The following is a 17,262-nucleotide window of genomic DNA, read 5'->3' as shown; positions in this document are numbered from 1 at the left end:
TTAACGATTGCGATTCAGCATATAGTGGCAGGATAGGCGCCAACGTCTATATGTTGCCGTGAACAAAAGGCGAAGAGTGCGGAGTCAGCGATTCGTCGCCGATTCGTTCCAGAGTCGTTCTATTTGTTAAACGGCGTATTTGTTAAGATGTCTGGGCATCGAAAACCCAGAGTGAATCATGTGTATTGAGGCGCAGTGCCATGGATAAGCCGTTTTGTTTTTTTGAGGGTGCATGCAGCAAGAGTTCCGGCTAGAACAGTCGCGGCTTTGACCGCGCCGGAATTCCTTTAAGAACATAGGTCTAAACTTAACAGGAGCGCTTTCGGCTCAAGTCATATAGTGCTATCGCATAGCTTTACGTATGGCATTTGTTCCGGGAATTCTACAATTGGCATGAACCAACTCCCTGCCCATGATCTGCCGCTGACCTTGAGCGGCCGCGGTGTGACTGCGGTGCTTGGGCCGACGAATACCGGTAAGACGCATCTCGCGATTGAGCGTATGTTGTCACATGGCAGTGGCATGATTGGTCTTCCGCTGCGGTTACTCGCGCGCGAAGTCTACAATCGTGTCGTCGAGAGAGTGGGCGCGGCTAATGTTTCGCTGATTACCGGCGAAGAAAAAATCGCTCCGCCCAATTCGCGCTATTCTGTTTGCACGGTTGAGGCCATGCCGCGCCGCACGGATATGCCCTTTGTGGCTATCGATGAAGTGCAGCTAGCAGGCGATCTTGAACGCGGGCATATTTTTACGGATCGCATTCTGCATCTGCGCGGGCGGCAGGAAACGTTGTTGCTCGGCGCTGGCACGATGCGCGGCATTTTGGAAAAGCTGTTGCGTGGCATTACGGTGGTGACGCGTCCGCGCCTGTCACATCTCACCTATGCAGGTTCGAAGAAGATTATCCGCTTGCCGAACCGTTCGGCGGTTGTCGCTTTTTCTGCGGATGAAGTTTATGCGATTGCTGAATTAATCCGCCGTCAGCGCGGTGGTGCTGCGGTGGTTATGGGGGCTCTGAGCCCACGCACCCGAAATGCACAGGTCGAGCTTTATCAGTCGGGTGATGTTGACTTCCTCGTGGCGACCGATGCCATTGGCATGGGCCTAAATCTGGATGTTGATCATGTCGCCTTTGCGCAGAATCGCAAGTTTGATGGCTATCAGTTTCGTGATTTAACGCCGTCTGAGCTGGGACAGATCGCGGGCCGTGCCGGGCGCCATTTGCGTGATGGTACGTTTGGCGTAACAGGTCAGGTTCGTCCGCTGGATGACGAAATGGTCGAGCGGATTGAGGCGCATGACTTTGACCCAGTTAAAGTTCTGCAATGGCGGACGGGTCGTTTCGATTTTTCTTCGCTGACTGCCTTGCTCTATTCTTTGGACACACCAACGCCGGTTGTCGGTTTGACCAAGGCTTTGCCTGCTGTTGATCAGCAGGCTCTTGAAAATTTGTCGAAAGACGAAGACATTGTGCGGCTTGCAACAACGCCTACGCGAATTGAACTTTTGTGGGATACCTGTGCGCTCCCCGATTATCGTAAGATCGCGCCGGCTCAACATGCCGATATCATAGCAACCATTTATCAGGATCTGGTCCGCCGAGGGAGCGTTGATGAAGATTATATGAGCGAACAGGTGCGCCGCGCCGATAGTACAGAGGGGGAAATCGACACTCTGTCTCATCGCGTCGCGCAAATCCGTACCTGGACTTTTGTGTCGCACAGGCCCGGTTGGCTTGCCGATCCGACACACTGGCAGGAAAAGACGCGCGAAATTGAGGACAGATTGTCCGACGCGCTGCATGAAAGGTTGACGAAACGCTTTGTAGACCGCAGGACAAGCGTGCTTATGAGGCGCCTGAGAGAGAATGCTATGCTAGAAGCAGAAATCAGCTCGACCGGAGACGTAAACGTCGAAGGCCATAATGTCGGGCAACTGGAAGGATTCCGTTTTACCGCTGACGTTCAGTCCGATGGACCGGATGCGAAGGCAGTAAAGACGGCTGCACAAAAGGCGCTGGCCGCCGAATTTGACCGTCGTGCGGAGCGTTTTGCTGCTGCTCCCAACGGTGATTTTGCGCTCGGTTCAGACGGTGTTCTGCGCTGGGTTGGTGCGACTGTCGCCACGCTTGTTGCGGGTGATGATGTGTTGAAGCCGCGCGCGGTCATTTTGGCTGATGAGCAGCTGACTGGCCCAGCGCGCGATAAGGTGGCTGCACGCATAGAACGTTTTGTCGCTCATCACATTGAGACCGTTTTGAAGCCTTTGACGGATCTCAGTGCCGCTGATGCGCTGACCGGCATGACACGCGGTCTGGCTTTCCAGATCGTGGAAGGTCTTGGTGTTCTTCAGCGCCGCGATGTGAGCGAAGAAGTACGTGGTCTTGATCAGGACTCGCGCGCAGCGCTTCGTCGTCTTGGCGTGCGCTTCGGTGCTTACCATGTTTTCATGCCAATGCTGCTTAAGCCTGCTCCTGCTGGCCTGATCACACTGCTTTGGGCGTTGAAGAACGAAGGCAAAGAACGCGCCGGTTATGGCGATGTCGTCAATGTCCTGGCCGCTGGCCGTACATCGGTTGTCGTTGATCCGGCTTTTGATCAGCAGTTCTACCGTCTTGCAGGCTATCGCGTGCTGGGCCGTCGTGCTGTTCGCATCGACATTCTGGAACGTTTGGCTGATCTTATCCGTCCGGCACTTGCCTGGCGTCCAGGCGCGGGTACGCGTGCAGAGGGCGCATTCGATGGCGGTCGCTTTATTGTGACGCCAGCGATGATGTCTATTCTGGGTGCAACTGCTGAGGACATGGAAGAAATTCTGAAAAGTCTCGGTTATCGTCAGGAAGCGATGGACGCGGCTGCTGTCACCGCTAAGCTTGCCGAGCTTGATGCATTTGCGGCTGCTGCTGCAACTGCGGCTCAAGCTGAGGTTGTTGAAGAAGAAACTGTCTTCAAAGCAGCCGTTCCAGCTTCTGCGCCGGCTAGCGAAGCAAAGCCCGCTGTTCCTGCTGCGGAACCTGTTCCAGCGCCTGTTAAGGCTGTTGCACAAGCAAAGGCAGCATCAGAAGCAGTTGAAGCTCCAGCTGAAGAGCCAAAGCCAATTCTTCTCTGGCGGCAGGGCCGCTTTGAAGGCCGCAATCGCAATCATGACCAGAACCAGAATCGTCAGCGCAACCATCGCCCACAGCAGGGTGATGCGCGCAAATCAGATGCTGGTTCTGAAGGTGGTGATGCGCAGGGCGCACGCGATAATCGCGGTGGCGCGAAGCGTTTTGACAAGAACCGTCGGAATGATGGCGAAGGTCAGGATCGTGGCCAGAACAAACGTGAAGGCTTTAAAGGCAAGCCTCGCGATGGCAATCGTGATCATCGCCAGTCAAAGCGTGACAATGTGAACCCACAGGCAAACAAGCGCGTTGAGCAGGAACGTCCGGTTCGTATCGACCCCGATTCGCCATTTGCCAAGCTTCTTGCTCTCAAGGAGCAGATGAAGAAGTAAAATGGTGACCGAAGCGATTGCACGACAGCGCATTGATAAGTGGCTGTTCTTTGCTCGCGTGGTTAAATCAAGATCGCTGGCGGTGAAACTCGCCGCTGGCGGCAAGGTCCGGGTCAACAGTGCAAAGATCGATCAGGCCGCCTATCAGGTGAAGATTGGCGATGTTCTCACCATCACGCTTGAACGACATATTCTGGTCTACAAGGTTTTGGCTCCCGGAGAACGCCGCGGCCCAGCACCCGAAGCGCAGCTTCTTTATGAAGATATGACGCCCAAACCAACGCAACAATCGAAAGCTATCGAGGCTGTTCAGCCACAGCGTGAAAGTGGTGCAGGGCGACCAACGAAGAAAGAACGGCGTGAAACGGATCGTTTGCGCGGTCACTGATGCGGACGCAATGACGCAGTTTGATGTGCCTTAACGAATGAAATTTCGTGTTAAGCGTCTAAAATAAAAGCATTTTCTGAATTTTAACACGCAAAAGAAATGTCATTTCAGATGTTCGTGACATAGTGATATTGCGTCGTTTGGACCCTTGTCATGGCGAGATAAAATCGTTACCTCACCGTTGGCGATTGCATAGGCATGAGCTGGCAAGCAAGCCACACGCCGTAGCACCATATGCGTGACACATATGACGTGACCGGAGCGAAAACATTCAGATGTTCGATCTGCGTGTTTAACTGTCAGTTCACTAGAGATAAGCCGTCTCTTCAAATGGGAGAGTGGCAACAGGAGTTGGACAATGACTTATGTCGTGACCGATAATTGCATTCGTTGCAAATATACGGACTGCGTCGAGGTTTGTCCTGTCGACTGTTTCTATGAGGGCGAGAACATGCTCGTCATCAATCCGGACGAGTGCATTGATTGTGGTGTCTGTGAGCCTGAATGCCCCGCTGAAGCCATTAGCCCTGATACTGAGCCGGGCCTCGACAAGTGGCTTGAGCTGAACGCTGAATATGCAGCGAAGTGGCCAAACCTGACCGCCAAAAAAGATGAGCTTCCCGAAGCGAAAGAAATGGACGGCGTGTCGGGTAAGTTTGAGCAGTTCTTCTCGGCCGAAGCTGGCCCCGGCGATTGATTGCTCGTCCGAGCTTTTTTCGGTTAATTTTGATAAATATAGTTGCCTCAAAAATGCGTTCTGAATCGTGGAATGCGACATATTTGGCAATTTGTTGATTCTTGCGCGAAATTGTGTTACCTTGCGTAAATAATTTCGGTGACTGGACGTCAACACGTGGCGCAAATGCGTTAATCTCTGAAAGGGCTAATCTTTTTTACTGGGCTGTATGGCACCGGGATGGATTATTGCGAATGCAGCAACCGTTCCTCACCAAACTCTCCCGGTAGATAAATTTGTGCCTGAGATGCGTTTCCAGCTCAAAACCGCAACGACTTCCGTACGTCTCCCAAGACGTGCGGTCGAAATCATGTGTTAACCGGCGAGTTGTGCCGGGCACAACAGGGAGTATTAGAGCGTATGACATCCCAGCAGAAGAAGGCGCCGGCTCGTCAGGGTTTCAAGACCGGTGAATCCATTGTTTATCCAGCTCACGGCGTCGGTCAGATCGTTGCCATCGAAGAGCAGGAAGTTGCCGGCCACAAGCTTGAGCTTTTTGTTATCGACTTTGAAAAAGACAAGATGCGCCTCAAGGTGCCGGTCGCTAAGGCTGTCAGCATCGGTATGCGCAAGCTGTCGGAAACCGATTATGTTGAACGCGCATTGAAGGTCGTACAGGGCCGTGCACGCGTCAAGCGCACCATGTGGTCGCGCCGTGCTCAGGAATATGATGCAAAGATCAATTCCGGCGACCTCATCATGATTTCTGAAGTTGTACGTGATCTGCATCGCGCAGAAAATCAGCCAGAGCAGTCCTATTCTGAGCGTCAGCTTTATGAAGCAGCGCTTGATCGTATGGCCCGCGAAATTGCTGCAGTGAACAAGCTTTCGGATACAGAATCTGTTCGTCTCATTGAAGCAAATCTTGCTAAGAGCCCGAAGCGCACCAAGGCTGATATTGAGGCCGAAGGCGATGCTGAAGGTGATGAAGTCGAAGCAGCATAATAAATTGTTGTAATTTCCTTAAAAAGCCCGGTTCTGCCGGGCTTTTTATTTTCTGAATAACAGATTTGGGCATTGCCCAAGTGATCCTGAACTCTATTTTCTTTGATATCTGAAGATTTGTTGCGTTCCTTATGGAACCGCAGAGCTTCCTTTGCGTTGTAATCAAACCAGTTCGTAAACGGGTTTGTTTTGCGGCGTATTAATCTGGCCTCAAAGCAGGTCTGTCACAGGGTTTTTGAACGAATACGAGTTGTTCATTCAATTGTTCTTCGCAGAGCTGATTTATCTTTTGTCTTGTCCTTCAAAGTTCTTTTGAAGGCTTTGCACTAAGAACAGGAGAACCAGATGAGCATGTTGTCGATTAGCAGTTCCTCCCCAGTTCCGACCCAAGTTTCAGCATCAGTTCCCTCGTTGCGGTTGCCGAAGGCATCGCGCAATATGGTGCCTGCACCATCTTCTTCCCCTCAATCCATGATCCGCAACGCTATGTCAGCGCCTTATCTTGAGCGTGACGAAGAGCGTTCGCTGGCAATAGCGTGGAAAGAAAACAAAGATCAGAACGCACTGCATCGGATGACTGCATCACATATGCGGTTGGTCATTTCGATGGCGGGACGTTTCCGCAAGTTTAAGCTGCCAATGAGTGATCTCATTCAGGAAGGTTATGTCGGTCTGCTTGAAGCGGCAGCACGCTTTGATCCTGAGCGTGAAGTTCGTTTCTCGACTTATGCCTCATGGTGGATCCGCGCTTCGATGCAGGATTACATTCTGCGTAACTGGTCGATCGTTCGCGGTGGCACCAGTTCGGCACAAAAGTCGCTGTTCTTCAATCTTCGTCGCCTGCGCTCGAAGCTTGCGCAAGAAGATGAAACACTGACGAAGGCAGAAATCTATCGCCAGATTTCCACCCAGCTTGGAGTTTCGGCGAATGACGTTGAAGTTATGGATAGCAGGCTTTCGGGGGCTGACAGTTCGCTTTCAGCGTCGTTGAACAACGATGAATCAGGCACGTCAAGCCGCATGGATTTTCTTGTCGATGATCATCCTTTGCAGGATGAGGTCGTGGAAGGCGCAATCGATAGCGAACGTCGTGTTGGCTGGCTTCACACGGCACTCCACGCATTGAATGAACGCGAGTTGCATATCATTCGCGAGCGTCGTCTGGATGATGATGGTGTGACGTTAGAGGCGCTCGGTGAAAAGCTTGGCATTTCAAAAGAACGTGTCAGGCAGATTGAAAGCCGCGCGATGGAAAAACTTAAGATCGCGCTGCTTGATCAGCACGAAATGGCGGTTTACCAAGTCTAATATTTAGCCCTGACTTCCGTTTAATCGGCCTGACCAGTCTTCGACTTTACGGTTCTCAAGGCGGCGAATGGCATAGCGCTTCCAGCCGTCGGCAAGGTGAACGATCTTGGCCATCTGTGCCAGTTCGTCATAATTGAGCGTATCGACATAAAGCAGATTCCAGAGACGGTGTAACGTCCATTCCGGCGACAGACGCTCGATCAGTGTCATTGCATCGTCTTGGGCCACGACGCCTTCTTCCAAAACACGATAATACCAGCCGGTACGTCCCGTCTTTTGAACACGGACGGCCATATCTGCGACATTGAAACGAGCGTTCAGCTTCCAGCAGGGTTGTCTGCCTTGAGAGACTTCAATGATCGCCGTGCCTATGCGAAAGCGATCACCGACTGCAACATTTTGCTCAGTCAGGCCGATGGTAGAAATATTCTCGCCAAAGGCACCTGCATCATTCAGCTGCTCGTTTTCTCCCAAATCGTTGAGCCAGTCCGCGTAATGATCGCGTGGGTAGTGATGGACGGCCTTCTCAGGCCCACCATGCACTTTTTTGTCGCCTTGTTCGTCGCACTCCAATCCATCGCGCAGCAGGCGCACAGGGCCAGAAACCGGCTTTTTATTAATGCCGCTTGGCGCTTGCCGCTCGCCCAGAGGAGAGATCTTACCAGCGAGCAATGATTGGACGATGACTTCCATTGGGATTTACTCGCTTATGAGCTTCACGCGGTCGCCGACAGATACCGTCGCACCGGCTGGCATAGCATTCAGAAGGCGGAAGAGTTCAAGTTTGCGCGTCGTGCCCTGCATGCGCGCCGAAAGGCTTGCCATGGTGTCGCCCGGCTTCACAGTGACCACGCGAATGCGCAATGGTTTGATAGCTTCCTGTTCAGCGCGTGTAAGCAGGCGGAACGACTGTGTCACGGTTTGCGATGCAGGCATCAAAGCATTGCTGCCTTTTGGCGCTGCGGTGAGGAAACGATAAACTTTGTTATTTGCGGCGATCACCACGATATCGAATTGCCAGCGATCGGCACTTGCGCGTGCAGTTGCAGCGGGCAGGCCGTTGATGGTGATCGGACGGATTGAACTTTCGTCCAAGCCTGTTACCCAACCCGATTTGATGTAATCGGTGAGGTTTGAGCCTGACGGTAATGAAGCGCCGTCGAAGCGGATTGCCACTTCGCCCGGACCACTTGCCATGACGGCTGTCGCTGAATTGTCGATGGTGAAACCGGCGGGAGCTGTAAAGGTCACACCAAGTTTTGGATGAATGAAAGTCTGCTCGCGAACATAGCCCTCACTCGGTGAGTCGCCATAAAGCAGCCCATCAATACCATTGAGGAAAGAATCGCGATCCGTGGTGCCGACGCCCGGTGCACCGATACGGCGCGCATGGCCAAGTGCCAACTGAATGCGTTGCGGCGTTGCAGGGTGGCTCGCAAGGAAGTCGAGGCTTGCATCGGTCGCGCCAGAAACCGAACGGAAATCCGTATAGGCTTCCATCGATTGCAGGAAGCGTGCGGACGCAAACGGGTCGTAACCCGCTTCACCGATCATCTTGATGCCGATAGCATCGGCTTGCAGTTCCTGATTGCGTGAGAACTGCGCAAGACGCAGTTTGCCACGAATGTCTGCTTCACGGCTGGCGCTTTCATTGTGCAGCACTTCGGTTGCAACACGTCCGGCGATTGCCGTCTCGGCTTCTTTTTCCTGACGCAGAATACCGTGATTGGCAACCACATGGCCCATTTCGTGCGCAATGACGGCTGCAACTTCCGACGAGTCATTGGCGAGCGCCAAGAGCCCCCGCGTTATGTATAGAAAACCGCCCGGCAATGCGAAAGCATTGATGTTGGGGCTATCCAGAATCGTGATGCGATAGGTTTGATCCGGTTTGTCAGAAACGGTGGTGAGATTACCCACAATTTTGGCGACCATGCGCTCAAGCTTTGCGTCCTTATATTCGCCGCCATAGGTGGCAAGAATACGCGGGTGCTGCTGTGCGCCGATTTGCGCCAGGCGATCATTGCGCGAAACGTTTTCAACGGTCACCGGATTTGAAGATGGCTGAAGGCCCAGATCCTTACTGGAATTGATCGACTGGCAGCCCGAAATCACGGCAACAGAAAGCAAGCCAAAACCGATGGCTGATTTCCGCCAATTGTGCTGTGCCCATTCTGGCAGCGAAAGGGGGAGACACAGGGAGGCCCGAAGACGGGTCGTATGACGGAACAGTATTTTACCCTCGCAATTGAATCAGTACCGATCACTCTGGCACAAATCTAGCTACTGACTGAAACACCTACAAGAAGTAGTTCGGTCATCAAAGCTGTTGTTCAAGGCGAATGCGAACAAAATATGTCCGCGACGGTAACTCTATTTGAGCTGGAAAGTCTGATCGCCGATATAGCGCTTCAAAGCGTCTGGTCCAGATGGTGACAGCAAATCACTCGCCTGTCCCTGAGCGGTAATGTGACCATTTTCTAAAAATAGCAGCACCGCATCGAGATAAAGTGCGTCTTCTGGCGTGTGCGTGACCATGAGTACGGTCATGGCATTTTCCCGATGCAGTTCTCGTACCAGATCGAGCATCTGATGCCGAAGGGCAGGGCCGAGCGAAGCAAAAGCTTCATCGAGTAGCAAGACCGGGCGCTCGCGCACGAGCGCTCGCGCAATCGCCACACGCTGGCGTTCGCCGCCGGAAAGCGCTTCCGGTTTGCGTTGTTCTTTGCCCTTCAAGCCCACGCGTTCTAATGCGGTGGTAATGGCTGCGCGATCCTGTTGGGTTAGCTTGAGGTTTGGGGAGCGACCGAGGCCGACATTCTGCTCAACGGTCAAGTGAGCGAAGAGATTGTTTTCCTGAAACACCATCGAGACCGGACGGGCCGCAGGTGGCAGGCCGGTAACATCTGCATCGCCGATAATAATTGCCCCCGATTGGGGGGCTTCAAAGCCGGCAATCAAATTGAGCAGGGTGGATTTTCCCGAACCGCTGGGGCCGACAACAGCCGCAATTACGCCGCCCGGTATAATGGCGTCGAAGTGCATGGTGGTTTCGCCATAGCTGAAATGCACATCGCGAAGCCTGATGTCGGCTTGAACTGTCATGAGAGTGGCGTTTCCTTTCGCGACGCTGCACGGTCTGCAAGCATCATCAGGCAAAGACATAAGATTCCGAGGATAAGCGCAAGGCCTGCCGCGTCGAAAGTGCGATAGCTGCCCATGCGCTGAAATAACAGATAGGGGAGTGTTAAGAGCGCATCGCTGCCAAAAAGTGCGATCGTGCCGAGGTCTCCAAGCGATAATGCCATGGCGAAGGCAAAGGCCATGCCGAAAGGTTTGCGGATGGATGGCCAGTCTATCAGCCGTAAGCGATTGAATCCGGTTATGCCAAGCTGTGCACAGAGCCTGTTATGGCGTGCTGCTGAAGTATCCCACGCTGGGCGCAATAGACGCACAGCAAAAGGCATGGCCATGGCTGCATTGACCGTAACCACCATGAAAGGCGCCACAGTAAAGGGGTCGGTGAAGTTTCTGAGCAGAATGAACCAGCCTGCACCAAGCACAATGGGAGGCATCACAAGAATGAGGCTGGAGCCGGTATCGAATAGGCTCGAAAGCCGCGCACTTCTTGTTGCTTCGCGGGCAATGACAAGTGAAAGCGAAAGAACTACCGAAAGAAGGGCTGCGGAAAAGCCGAGAGCGATGCTGGTGCTGATGGCCCGCCACACGGTTCGTTCGCTCACCAATCGAATAAGATCGGCAGCAAGACCGGAGATGACAACACCGGCAACCGGCAAGGCCACATAGAGAAAGCCCAGGGCGATGGCTGCGATGTTGAAAATGCGCTCAGTCGCGGTGGGCTTGCCATAACGCTTAGCAGTGTTTGTCAGCGTAAAACCTTCTTCGGATGGACGTCCGGTCAGTCGCAAAGCCAGCAGCATTACCAGTGTAAGCGTGAGTTGTGCCAGTGTAAGCGCCACAGCCCGTGCCGGATCAAAATCGAAATGCAGGCTCTGGTAGATCGCGACTTCGAGCGTCGTTGCACGTGGCCCGCCACCGAGCGTCAGAACAGTTGTAAAGCTTGTCACGCAGAGCATGAAGATGAGGCCGATCATGCCCGGCAGATTGCGCCGGATGACTGGCCATTCGATCAGGCGGAAGCGTGCTTTGTTACCCATGCCAAGCTGAGCGGAAAGCTTCCAGTAATCAGCAGGGATCGATTCGTAGGCTGCCAGAATGAGCCGCACTGCCAGCGGCATGTTGAAAAATACATGCGCGATCAAAATGCCGGTGAGGCCATAAATGTCGGGCGAGACCGGATAGCCAGCTGATTGCGAAAGCTGCGCGATAAAGCCGTTGCGGCCATAAATGCTGGTGATGCCGAGCACCGTCACAAGTGCTGGCAATGCAAGCGGCAACGCAAAAAGGCGTAAAATCAGGCCGCGCCCGGGAAAGCTCGTTTCCGAATAAAGTGCGCGTGCCACAGGAATGGCAAACAGCACCGACAAAAGCGCTGATGCTGCCGCTTGCAGCACGGTAAAGCGCGCAACACGCAGCAGATAGGCGTCGAAATAAACGTCAGTGTTAAAGCCGCTGGCTTCAAACGCCAATGCTATCAAAGAGCCGCCGACCAGAACCGCTAAAAAGCCAAGCGCCAGCACGCCTGCGAGTTGCTTCATCGCAGGCGTATTTCTGGCAGAGTTTTTGGTCGGCGATTTTATCATTTGCTGGATGCAGCTAGCCATTCATCGACCCAGGCCTTGCGGTTTTTCGCAACGTCATCAGCCGGGATCAGCAGTGTTTTTTCAGGCTTTGGCAGTTTGTCGAAAGCCGCAGCAAGCGGTGCGGACGTTTTTCCTGCTGGATACATCCAGTTGGTTTCAGGGATTACGTCCTGAAAGCCGGGGCCAGTCATGAAAGCCAGAAACTTTTGCGCCAGCGGGTTCTTTGCGCCGGTTGTTGTCTGTGCTGCAAGCTCGATCTGAAGGTAATTACCTTCCGGGTAAGCTAGCGCCTTATAGCGCTCAGTGCCTTCCGCAATCATGTGATAGGCAGGCGAGGTCGTATAGGAAAGCACCATCGGCGCTTCGCCTTTGGTGAACAGGCCATAGGCTTCAGACCAACCCGGCGTGACCGTGAGAATGCGCTTTTGAAGCTTTTCCCATGCTTCATCAGCCTGATCGCCATAGACTGATTTCATCCAGAGCAGAATGCCAAGGCCCGGTGTCGATGTGCGTGGATCCTGAATGACGATCTTTTGCGACGAATCACCTTCGACCAGCTCTTTCAGGCTTTGCGGTGGGTTGGGCAGTTTTTCGGAATCATAAACGACAGCAAAATAACCATAGTCGTACGGCACGAAAATATCGTCCTTAAAGTCGCCCGGCACTTTGACATTGGTAAGATCAACATTGCTAGGCGCGAAATAGCCGGTAGCGCGTGCTTCCGTGGTCAGGTTGGTATCGAGGCCGAGAACGATGGCGGCTTTGGTATTGCCGCCTTCAAGCTTGAGGCGATTAAGAAGGGCAACACCATCCGCCGATGCGACCCATTCCAACTCACAATCGCATTCTTTTTCAAAGTTTTCCTTCACTTTGGGGCCGGGACCCCATTCGGATACAAAACTGTCATAGGTATAAATGGTGAGCTTTTCTTTCGCCTGCGCTGAAAAGGCAAAAGCCGCAGTCAATGAAAATGTAAGCAGAGATAAAAGCCGCATAACGGCATTCCTTTCTTTTGTTCGAAAAGATTGTGCGCCGTTATCAAAATCGGTCAGCATCTAATCCCTCCGCCGGTACAAACCGGATCAGGTTCAGCGGGTTAGCCGGAGTACGGCCTCTCAGCCATTCAAAGACTGAATGGCACCCCGTTAGAGCAGGATCGATAATAGTGGTTCGCGCGTCCGAGGGCAAGCGATGAAGATGCGGGCTTTCGGGGATAATTCTCGCGTGTTATGAGCGACTTATGAGTATATTTGTTATTCTTCTTGGCGGTGATCTTGTTGTCACAGAACGCCTCAAACGTCAGATAGCGGGTGCACGGGTATTGGCCGCGGATAGTGGTATGCGCCATGCGCAGGCGCTTGGTGTTGAGCCGGAGCTATGGCTGGGCGATTTTGATTCCACATCGGATGACTTGCTTGCGCAATATGCGCATGTACCGAAAAAAACGTTTCCAGCCGCCAAAGATATGACAGACGGAGAGTTGGCGCTGGAAGCAGCTTACGAACGTGGTGCTGAGCGCGTCATTCTTTGCGGTGCTTTTGGTGGTCCGCGTACCGATCACACGCTGCTGCATTTGACGATGGCGACGGCACAGGCAGCCAAAGGCCGTGATATTTTGCTCTCCAGCGGCGTTGAAGAAGCGTGGCCGCTGGTTGCGGGAAACTATGTTTACGATTTCCCTGATGGTACATCATTCAGTGTCGTGAATTTCTGTACCGTTGAAGGACTTTCAATCACAAATGCAGAGTGGCCGTTAGACAATGTGACCTTGCCTTTCGGTTCTTCATGGACGGTTTCTAACGTTGTGCGCGGAACCCTTTGTGTTTCCGCGCGTTCTGGTCTTGCGATACTTGTAGCAAACCTGATTGATCCATTATCTGTTCAGGCGTGCCGCTAACCTTAATAATTGAAACTGCTTGACGTTGTACGTCGAAACGTATTGTAAATATGTCAAGCGGGACGCCGAATTTGGGGACGCAACGTCGGTGTTAGTGTAACTCTAATAGGAGATTGTTTCATGAAATCACGTCTTTCCATGATCGCAATCGTCGGTGCGCTTGCGTTCTCAACAGCAGCATGCACGACGGGTGAACAGCGTACAGCCGGTTACGGCGTTGGCGGCGCAGCGCTTGGTGCGCTTGCAGGTGGCGCTATCGGCGGTAACGGTCGCGGCGCTTTGACTGGCGCTGCAATTGGTGCAGTTGGTGGTACGCTGCTTGGTGCAGCAACAACACGCAACAATGTTCAGTATTGCCGTTACCGCGATAATTACGGTCGCGTTTACGAAGCGCCTTGTAACTAAGACGCCTAAGCTATTTAAGTTTGAAAACAGGCCGGAGAAATCCGGCCTGTTTGTTTTTCCGGGCCATATCATTTGACAGAATGCGTTTTGTCCTCGACAAGCAGGTCACAAATTTCAACGGCAGTTTTCAAAGAGAACCATGGCACCTCCGCTTCTTCGCCTCGACCAGATCAAGCTCACCTTTGGCGGTACACCGCTTCTGGAAGAGGCTGCCCTTTCTGTCAGTGAGGGCGACCGCATTGCGCTGGTCGGCCGCAACGGTTCCGGCAAATCCACTTTGCTTAAAATTGCAGCGGGAATGGTTGAAGCAACATCCGGTGAGATATTCAAACATCCAGGCGCGACTATTCGCTATCTGCCGCAAGTGCCGGACCTTGATGGATATGCCAATGTGCGCGCTTATGTGGAAGCCGGTCTTGGACCGGCAGATGATCCGCATCGTGTGACCTATCTGCTTGAGCATCTTGGCCTGACCGGTGAAGAAAAGCCGGATCACCTTTCAGGCGGTGAAGCGCGCCGTGCAGCGCTTGCGCGGGTGATTGCTCCTCAGCCTGATGTCCTGTTGCTAGACGAGCCGACCAACCATCTTGATCTTACAACAATCGAGTGGCTTGAAGGTGAGTTGCGCCAGATCCGTTCGGCGATCGTTCTGATCTCGCATGACCGTCGTTTTCTTGAAAATGTCAGCCGTTCGACGGTCTGGCTTGATCGTGGCATTACACGCCGTATTGATCAGGGCTTTGCGCATTTCGAAGAATGGCGTGACAAGGTTCTCGAAGAAGAAGAGCGTGATCATCACAAGCTTGGCCGCCAGATTGCGCGCGAAGAACATTGGCTGCGCTATGGTGTAACCGCGCGCCGCAAGCGCAATATGCGCCGGCTTGGTGAGTTGCATTCCATGCGCGCTGATTTCCGCAATCATCGCAAAGCGCAAGGAACCGCCGTGCTTGCGGCAAGTGATTCCAAAGAGTCCGGCAAGCTGGTGATCGAAGCTAAGAAGCTCAACAAAGCTTATGGCGAACGGGTTCTTGTTCAGGATTTTTCTACCCGGATACAGCGCGGTGATCGTATTGGTCTTGTCGGGCCAAATGGAGCGGGCAAGACGACGCTTTTGTCGATGCTGATGGGCAAGCTTGAGCCTGATTCGGGCACGTTGCGCCTCGGCGTTAATCTGGAAATGGCAGAGCTCGATCAGAAGCGTGAAAGCTTGAACCTTGATGACACGCTAGCGCATTATCTGACCGATGGGCGCGGGGAAAATCTGGTCATCAATGGCGAACAGCGCCATGTCGTGTCCTATATGAAGGACTTTTTGTTCCAGCCGGAACAAGCGCGCACCCCAATCCGCGAGCTTTCCGGTGGTGAGCGTGCGCGTCTGATGCTGGCGCGTGTTCTGGCACGGCCTGCCAATCTGCTGATCCTTGACGAGCCGACCAATGATCTCGATATGGAAACGCTCGATCTGTTGCAGGAGCTGGTTTCTGGCTTTCCCGGAACCGTTATCCTTGTCAGCCACGACCGTGATTTCCTTGATCGCACGGTAACGTCCGTAATTGCGCCGGAAGGTGATGGCAACTGGCTGGAATATGCTGGGGGCTATGCCGATATGATGGCGCAACGCAAGGAGCAGGCCTTAGCGCGTCGCAATGTGAAAACAGCTGCTGCACGTTCTGATGACAAAAGCACTGACGCACCGCAGCCTAAGCGTGAAGAAAAGCGCAAGCTTTCCTACAAGCAAAAATTTACGCTTGAAACCTTGCCCGGCAAAATGGACGCTTTGGCAAAAGAAATGTCAGTGCTCGAAGGCAAGCTTGCTGATCCGCAGCTTTACGCCAAAGACCCAACACTTTTTGGCAAGACCGCCGATCTTCTCGACAAGAAGCGCTCCGAGCATTCCGCCATGGAAGAAGAATGGCTGGAGCTGGAGATGCTGCGGGAAGAACTGGAAGGGTAGTTTACCCTTCCGTTTCGTTTTTGGTTAAGCGCTTGCCTTGTCGAGTAGGGCGATTGCTTCATCGTCCAGCTTGATCTGTGCAGCGTCGATCAGCTCATTGAGCTGAGTCAGCCGCGTTGCGCTTGCAATCGGTGATGTGACAGCTGGCCGGGCAATCAGCCACGCAATTGCGATCTGCGCGGGTGTCGCATCATTGGCGCGGGCAACCTGATCGAGTGCCGCAATAATTCGCGATCAGCGATCGGTCAGATATTTTTCGACCGTTTGACCACGTGCGCTTTGACCAAGGTCATCTTTTGAGCGGTATTTGCCGGTTAGAAAACCGGAAGCCAGCGAGTAATAGTTGATGACGCCAAGTTCGTTGTCACGGCAGATCGCTTCAAGCCCATCCTCAAACCCTGCACGATCGTAGAGATTATAAAGCGGCTGCAATGTTTCGTAGCGCGGTAGGTTGTGCTGCTTTGCAACACTGAGCGATTCTGTCAGGCGTTCTGCTGTGAGATTGGATGCGCCGATAGCACGGACTTTACCGGCCTTGATCAGTTCCTGATAGGTGCCCAATACATCTTCGAACGGCGTTTCGGGATCATCCCAATGCGATTGATAAAGATCGATATAGTCAGTTTGCAGCCGCTTGAGAGAGGCATCGACAGCTTTGCGAATATAGGCGGGAGACAATCCCTTTTCGTCTGGTCCCATTTCTGAACCGACTTTGGTGGCGATCACAACTTTGTGACGAAGGCCACGAGATTTCAGCCAGTTTCCGATGATGGTTTCGGATTCGCCACCGAAATTGCCCGGTGCCCATGCGGAATAAACATCGGCTGTATCAATAAAATTCAGTCCCACATCGACAAAACGGTCGAGAAGCGAAAATGATGTTGCTTCATCGACCGTCCAGCCAAATACGTTGCCGCCAAAACACAGCGACGAAACCTCGAGTTCAGTACGTCCGAGTTTTCTAAACTCCATGGACCCTATCCTCTTCCTTTGCCTGCGGCCCATTTCTGAGCCTTAGCGTTATGATTTCAGGAAGAAGGAATTGGATCCAAAGAATCAACCCATGCCAAGCGCGTCCATGTAAAGCTGGAGCATCGCTTCTTCTTCCTGACGTTCATGGTCTTCTTTTTTACGCAGACGAATAATGGTCCTTACGACCTTGCTGTCAAACCCCGAACCCTTCAATTCCGCATAAACTTCCTTGATATCGTCGCCAATGGTCTTTTTTTCTTCTTCGAGGCGCTCGATGCGCTCGATGAAAGCACGCAACTGGCCAACAGCAATGGTCTGGGCTTCGCTGGTAATGTCGTCGCTCACGCGTTTCTCCAATTCAAAGTCGATTATGAATGCGGGTCAAAGGTCATCCGTTACAGGAACAGGACCGTTGCCGAAAGTCGGACTTAGTTTTTC

The 17,262-nt window shown here is 52.9% G+C and carries 14 protein-coding genes, 1 pseudogene and 1 riboswitch; of the genes and pseudogenes, 8 read left to right on the top strand and 7 right to left on the bottom strand.

The annotated features are described in order from the left end of the window. The first annotated feature begins 393 nt into the window (after window positions 1-393). From RI570_RS04640 to RI570_RS04620, 5 genes are all read left to right on the top strand, one after another. Window positions 394-3,495 carry a helicase-related protein gene (locus tag RI570_RS04640; protein ID WP_313827215.1) on the top strand — a complete coding sequence of 1,034 codons (3,102 nt, stop codon included), beginning with the start codon at window positions 394-396 and terminating at the stop codon, window positions 3,493-3,495. 1 nt (window position 3,496) lies between these two features. Further along, window positions 3,497-3,883 carry an RNA-binding S4 domain-containing protein gene (locus RI570_RS04635; protein ID WP_313827214.1) on the top strand — a complete coding sequence of 129 codons (387 nt, stop codon included), beginning with the start codon at window positions 3,497-3,499 and terminating at the stop codon, window positions 3,881-3,883. Between the two features lie 358 nt (window positions 3,884-4,241). Beyond that, window positions 4,242-4,580: a ferredoxin FdxA gene (gene fdxA, locus RI570_RS04630; protein WP_250041177.1), complete on the top strand. Its 339-nt coding sequence runs from the start codon at window positions 4,242-4,244 to the stop codon at window positions 4,578-4,580. Window positions 4,581-4,979: 399 nt separating this feature from the next. Beyond that, window positions 4,980-5,564 carry a CarD family transcriptional regulator gene (locus RI570_RS04625; protein WP_313827213.1) on the top strand — a complete coding sequence of 195 codons (585 nt, stop codon included), beginning with the start codon at window positions 4,980-4,982 and terminating at the stop codon, window positions 5,562-5,564. 345 nt (window positions 5,565-5,909) lie between these two features. Further along, entirely contained in the window at window positions 5,910-6,872 is a 963-nt protein-coding gene (locus RI570_RS04620; RefSeq protein WP_409558618.1) for an RNA polymerase factor sigma-32, read from the top strand. 3 nt (window positions 6,873-6,875) lie between these two features. Here the strand turns inward: RI570_RS04620 and RI570_RS04615 are convergent, their stop codons facing one another. From RI570_RS04615 to thiB, 5 genes are all read right to left on the bottom strand, one after another. Then, window positions 6,876-7,565, bottom strand: coding sequence for an MOSC domain-containing protein (locus RI570_RS04615; protein ID WP_313827211.1), 690 nt, complete (start codon window positions 7,563-7,565; stop codon window positions 6,876-6,878). 6 nt (window positions 7,566-7,571) lie between these two features. Next, window positions 7,572-9,053 carry a cell division protease CdlP gene (cdlP, locus tag RI570_RS04610; protein ID WP_313828548.1) on the bottom strand — a complete coding sequence of 494 codons (1,482 nt, stop codon included), beginning with the start codon at window positions 9,051-9,053 and terminating at the stop codon, window positions 7,572-7,574. A gap of 192 nt (window positions 9,054-9,245) precedes the next feature. Next, window positions 9,246-9,977 (bottom strand): thiamine ABC transporter ATP-binding protein, encoded by a 732-nt coding sequence (gene thiQ, locus RI570_RS04605; RefSeq protein WP_313827210.1) that lies wholly within the window; start codon window positions 9,975-9,977, stop codon window positions 9,246-9,248. Next, window positions 9,974-11,617, bottom strand: coding sequence for a thiamine/thiamine pyrophosphate ABC transporter permease ThiP (gene thiP, locus RI570_RS04600; protein ID WP_409558617.1), 1,644 nt, complete (start codon window positions 11,615-11,617; stop codon window positions 9,974-9,976). Before thiP ends, thiQ begins: the two co-directional genes overlap by 4 nt. Continuing rightward, entirely contained in the window at window positions 11,593-12,591 is a 999-nt protein-coding gene (thiB, locus tag RI570_RS04595; RefSeq protein WP_313827208.1) for a thiamine ABC transporter substrate binding subunit, read from the bottom strand. The genes thiP and thiB overlap by 25 nt, the downstream gene beginning before the upstream one ends. Window positions 12,592-12,638: 47 nt before the next feature. After that, window positions 12,639-12,751: riboswitch (TPP riboswitch) on the bottom strand. 85 nt (window positions 12,752-12,836) lie between these two features. Here thiB and RI570_RS04590 point away from each other — a divergent pair. From RI570_RS04590 to RI570_RS04580, 3 genes are all read left to right on the top strand, one after another. Next, window positions 12,837-13,493: a thiamine diphosphokinase gene (locus RI570_RS04590; protein WP_313827207.1), complete on the top strand. Its 657-nt coding sequence runs from the start codon at window positions 12,837-12,839 to the stop codon at window positions 13,491-13,493. A 120-nt stretch (window positions 13,494-13,613) separates the two neighbouring features. Then, window positions 13,614-13,898 (top strand): glycine zipper domain-containing protein, encoded by a 285-nt coding sequence (locus tag RI570_RS04585; protein ID WP_094578220.1) that lies wholly within the window; start codon window positions 13,614-13,616, stop codon window positions 13,896-13,898. 139 nt (window positions 13,899-14,037) lie between these two features. Next, the gene (locus RI570_RS04580; protein WP_313827204.1) at window positions 14,038-15,852 is read left to right on the top strand and encodes an ABC-F family ATP-binding cassette domain-containing protein; all 1,815 of its coding nucleotides are present in this window, start codon (window positions 14,038-14,040) and stop codon (window positions 15,850-15,852) included. A 24-nt stretch (window positions 15,853-15,876) separates the two neighbouring features. Here RI570_RS04580 and RI570_RS04575 read toward each other — a convergent pair. Both RI570_RS04575 and RI570_RS04570 read right to left on the bottom strand, forming a co-directional pair. Continuing rightward, window positions 15,877-16,824, bottom strand: a pseudogene (locus RI570_RS04575) (aldo/keto reductase). A gap of 84 nt (window positions 16,825-16,908) precedes the next feature. Next, window positions 16,909-17,169, bottom strand: coding sequence for a DUF2312 domain-containing protein (locus RI570_RS04570; RefSeq protein WP_007876730.1), 261 nt, complete (start codon window positions 17,167-17,169; stop codon window positions 16,909-16,911). Window positions 17,170-17,262: the final 93 nt, after the last annotated feature.

This window comes from Brucella pseudogrignonensis, assembly GCF_032190615.1.
GTDB classification, from domain to species: Bacteria; Pseudomonadota; Alphaproteobacteria; order Rhizobiales; family Rhizobiaceae; genus Brucella; species Brucella pseudogrignonensis_B.
This window is presented reverse-complemented; position numbering and strand designations above follow the sequence as displayed.

Coding starts and splice junctions, on each gene's coding strand:
- RI570_RS04640 (WP_313827215.1), top strand. CDS start 394: ATGAACCAACTCCCTGCCCATGATCTGCCGCTGACCTTGAGCGGCCGC.
- RI570_RS04635 (WP_313827214.1), top strand. CDS start 3,497: ATGGTGACCGAAGCGATTGCACGACAGCGCATTGATAAGTGGCTGTTC.
- fdxA (WP_250041177.1), top strand. CDS start 4,242: ATGACTTATGTCGTGACCGATAATTGCATTCGTTGCAAATATACGGAC.
- RI570_RS04625 (WP_313827213.1), top strand. CDS start 4,980: ATGACATCCCAGCAGAAGAAGGCGCCGGCTCGTCAGGGTTTCAAGACC.
- RI570_RS04620 (WP_409558618.1), top strand. CDS start 5,910: ATGAGCATGTTGTCGATTAGCAGTTCCTCCCCAGTTCCGACCCAAGTT.
- RI570_RS04615 (WP_313827211.1), bottom strand. CDS start 7,565: ATGGAAGTCATCGTCCAATCATTGCTCGCTGGTAAGATCTCTCCTCTG.
- thiQ (WP_313827210.1), bottom strand. CDS start 9,977: ATGACAGTTCAAGCCGACATCAGGCTTCGCGATGTGCATTTCAGCTAT.
- thiP (WP_409558617.1), bottom strand. CDS start 11,617: ATGGCTAGCTGCATCCAGCAAATGATAAAATCGCCGACCAAAAACTCT.
- thiB (WP_313827208.1), bottom strand. CDS start 12,591: ATGCGGCTTTTATCTCTGCTTACATTTTCATTGACTGCGGCTTTTGCC.
- RI570_RS04590 (WP_313827207.1), top strand. CDS start 12,837: ATGAGTATATTTGTTATTCTTCTTGGCGGTGATCTTGTTGTCACAGAA.
- RI570_RS04585 (WP_094578220.1), top strand. CDS start 13,614: ATGAAATCACGTCTTTCCATGATCGCAATCGTCGGTGCGCTTGCGTTC.
- RI570_RS04580 (WP_313827204.1), top strand. CDS start 14,038: ATGGCACCTCCGCTTCTTCGCCTCGACCAGATCAAGCTCACCTTTGGC.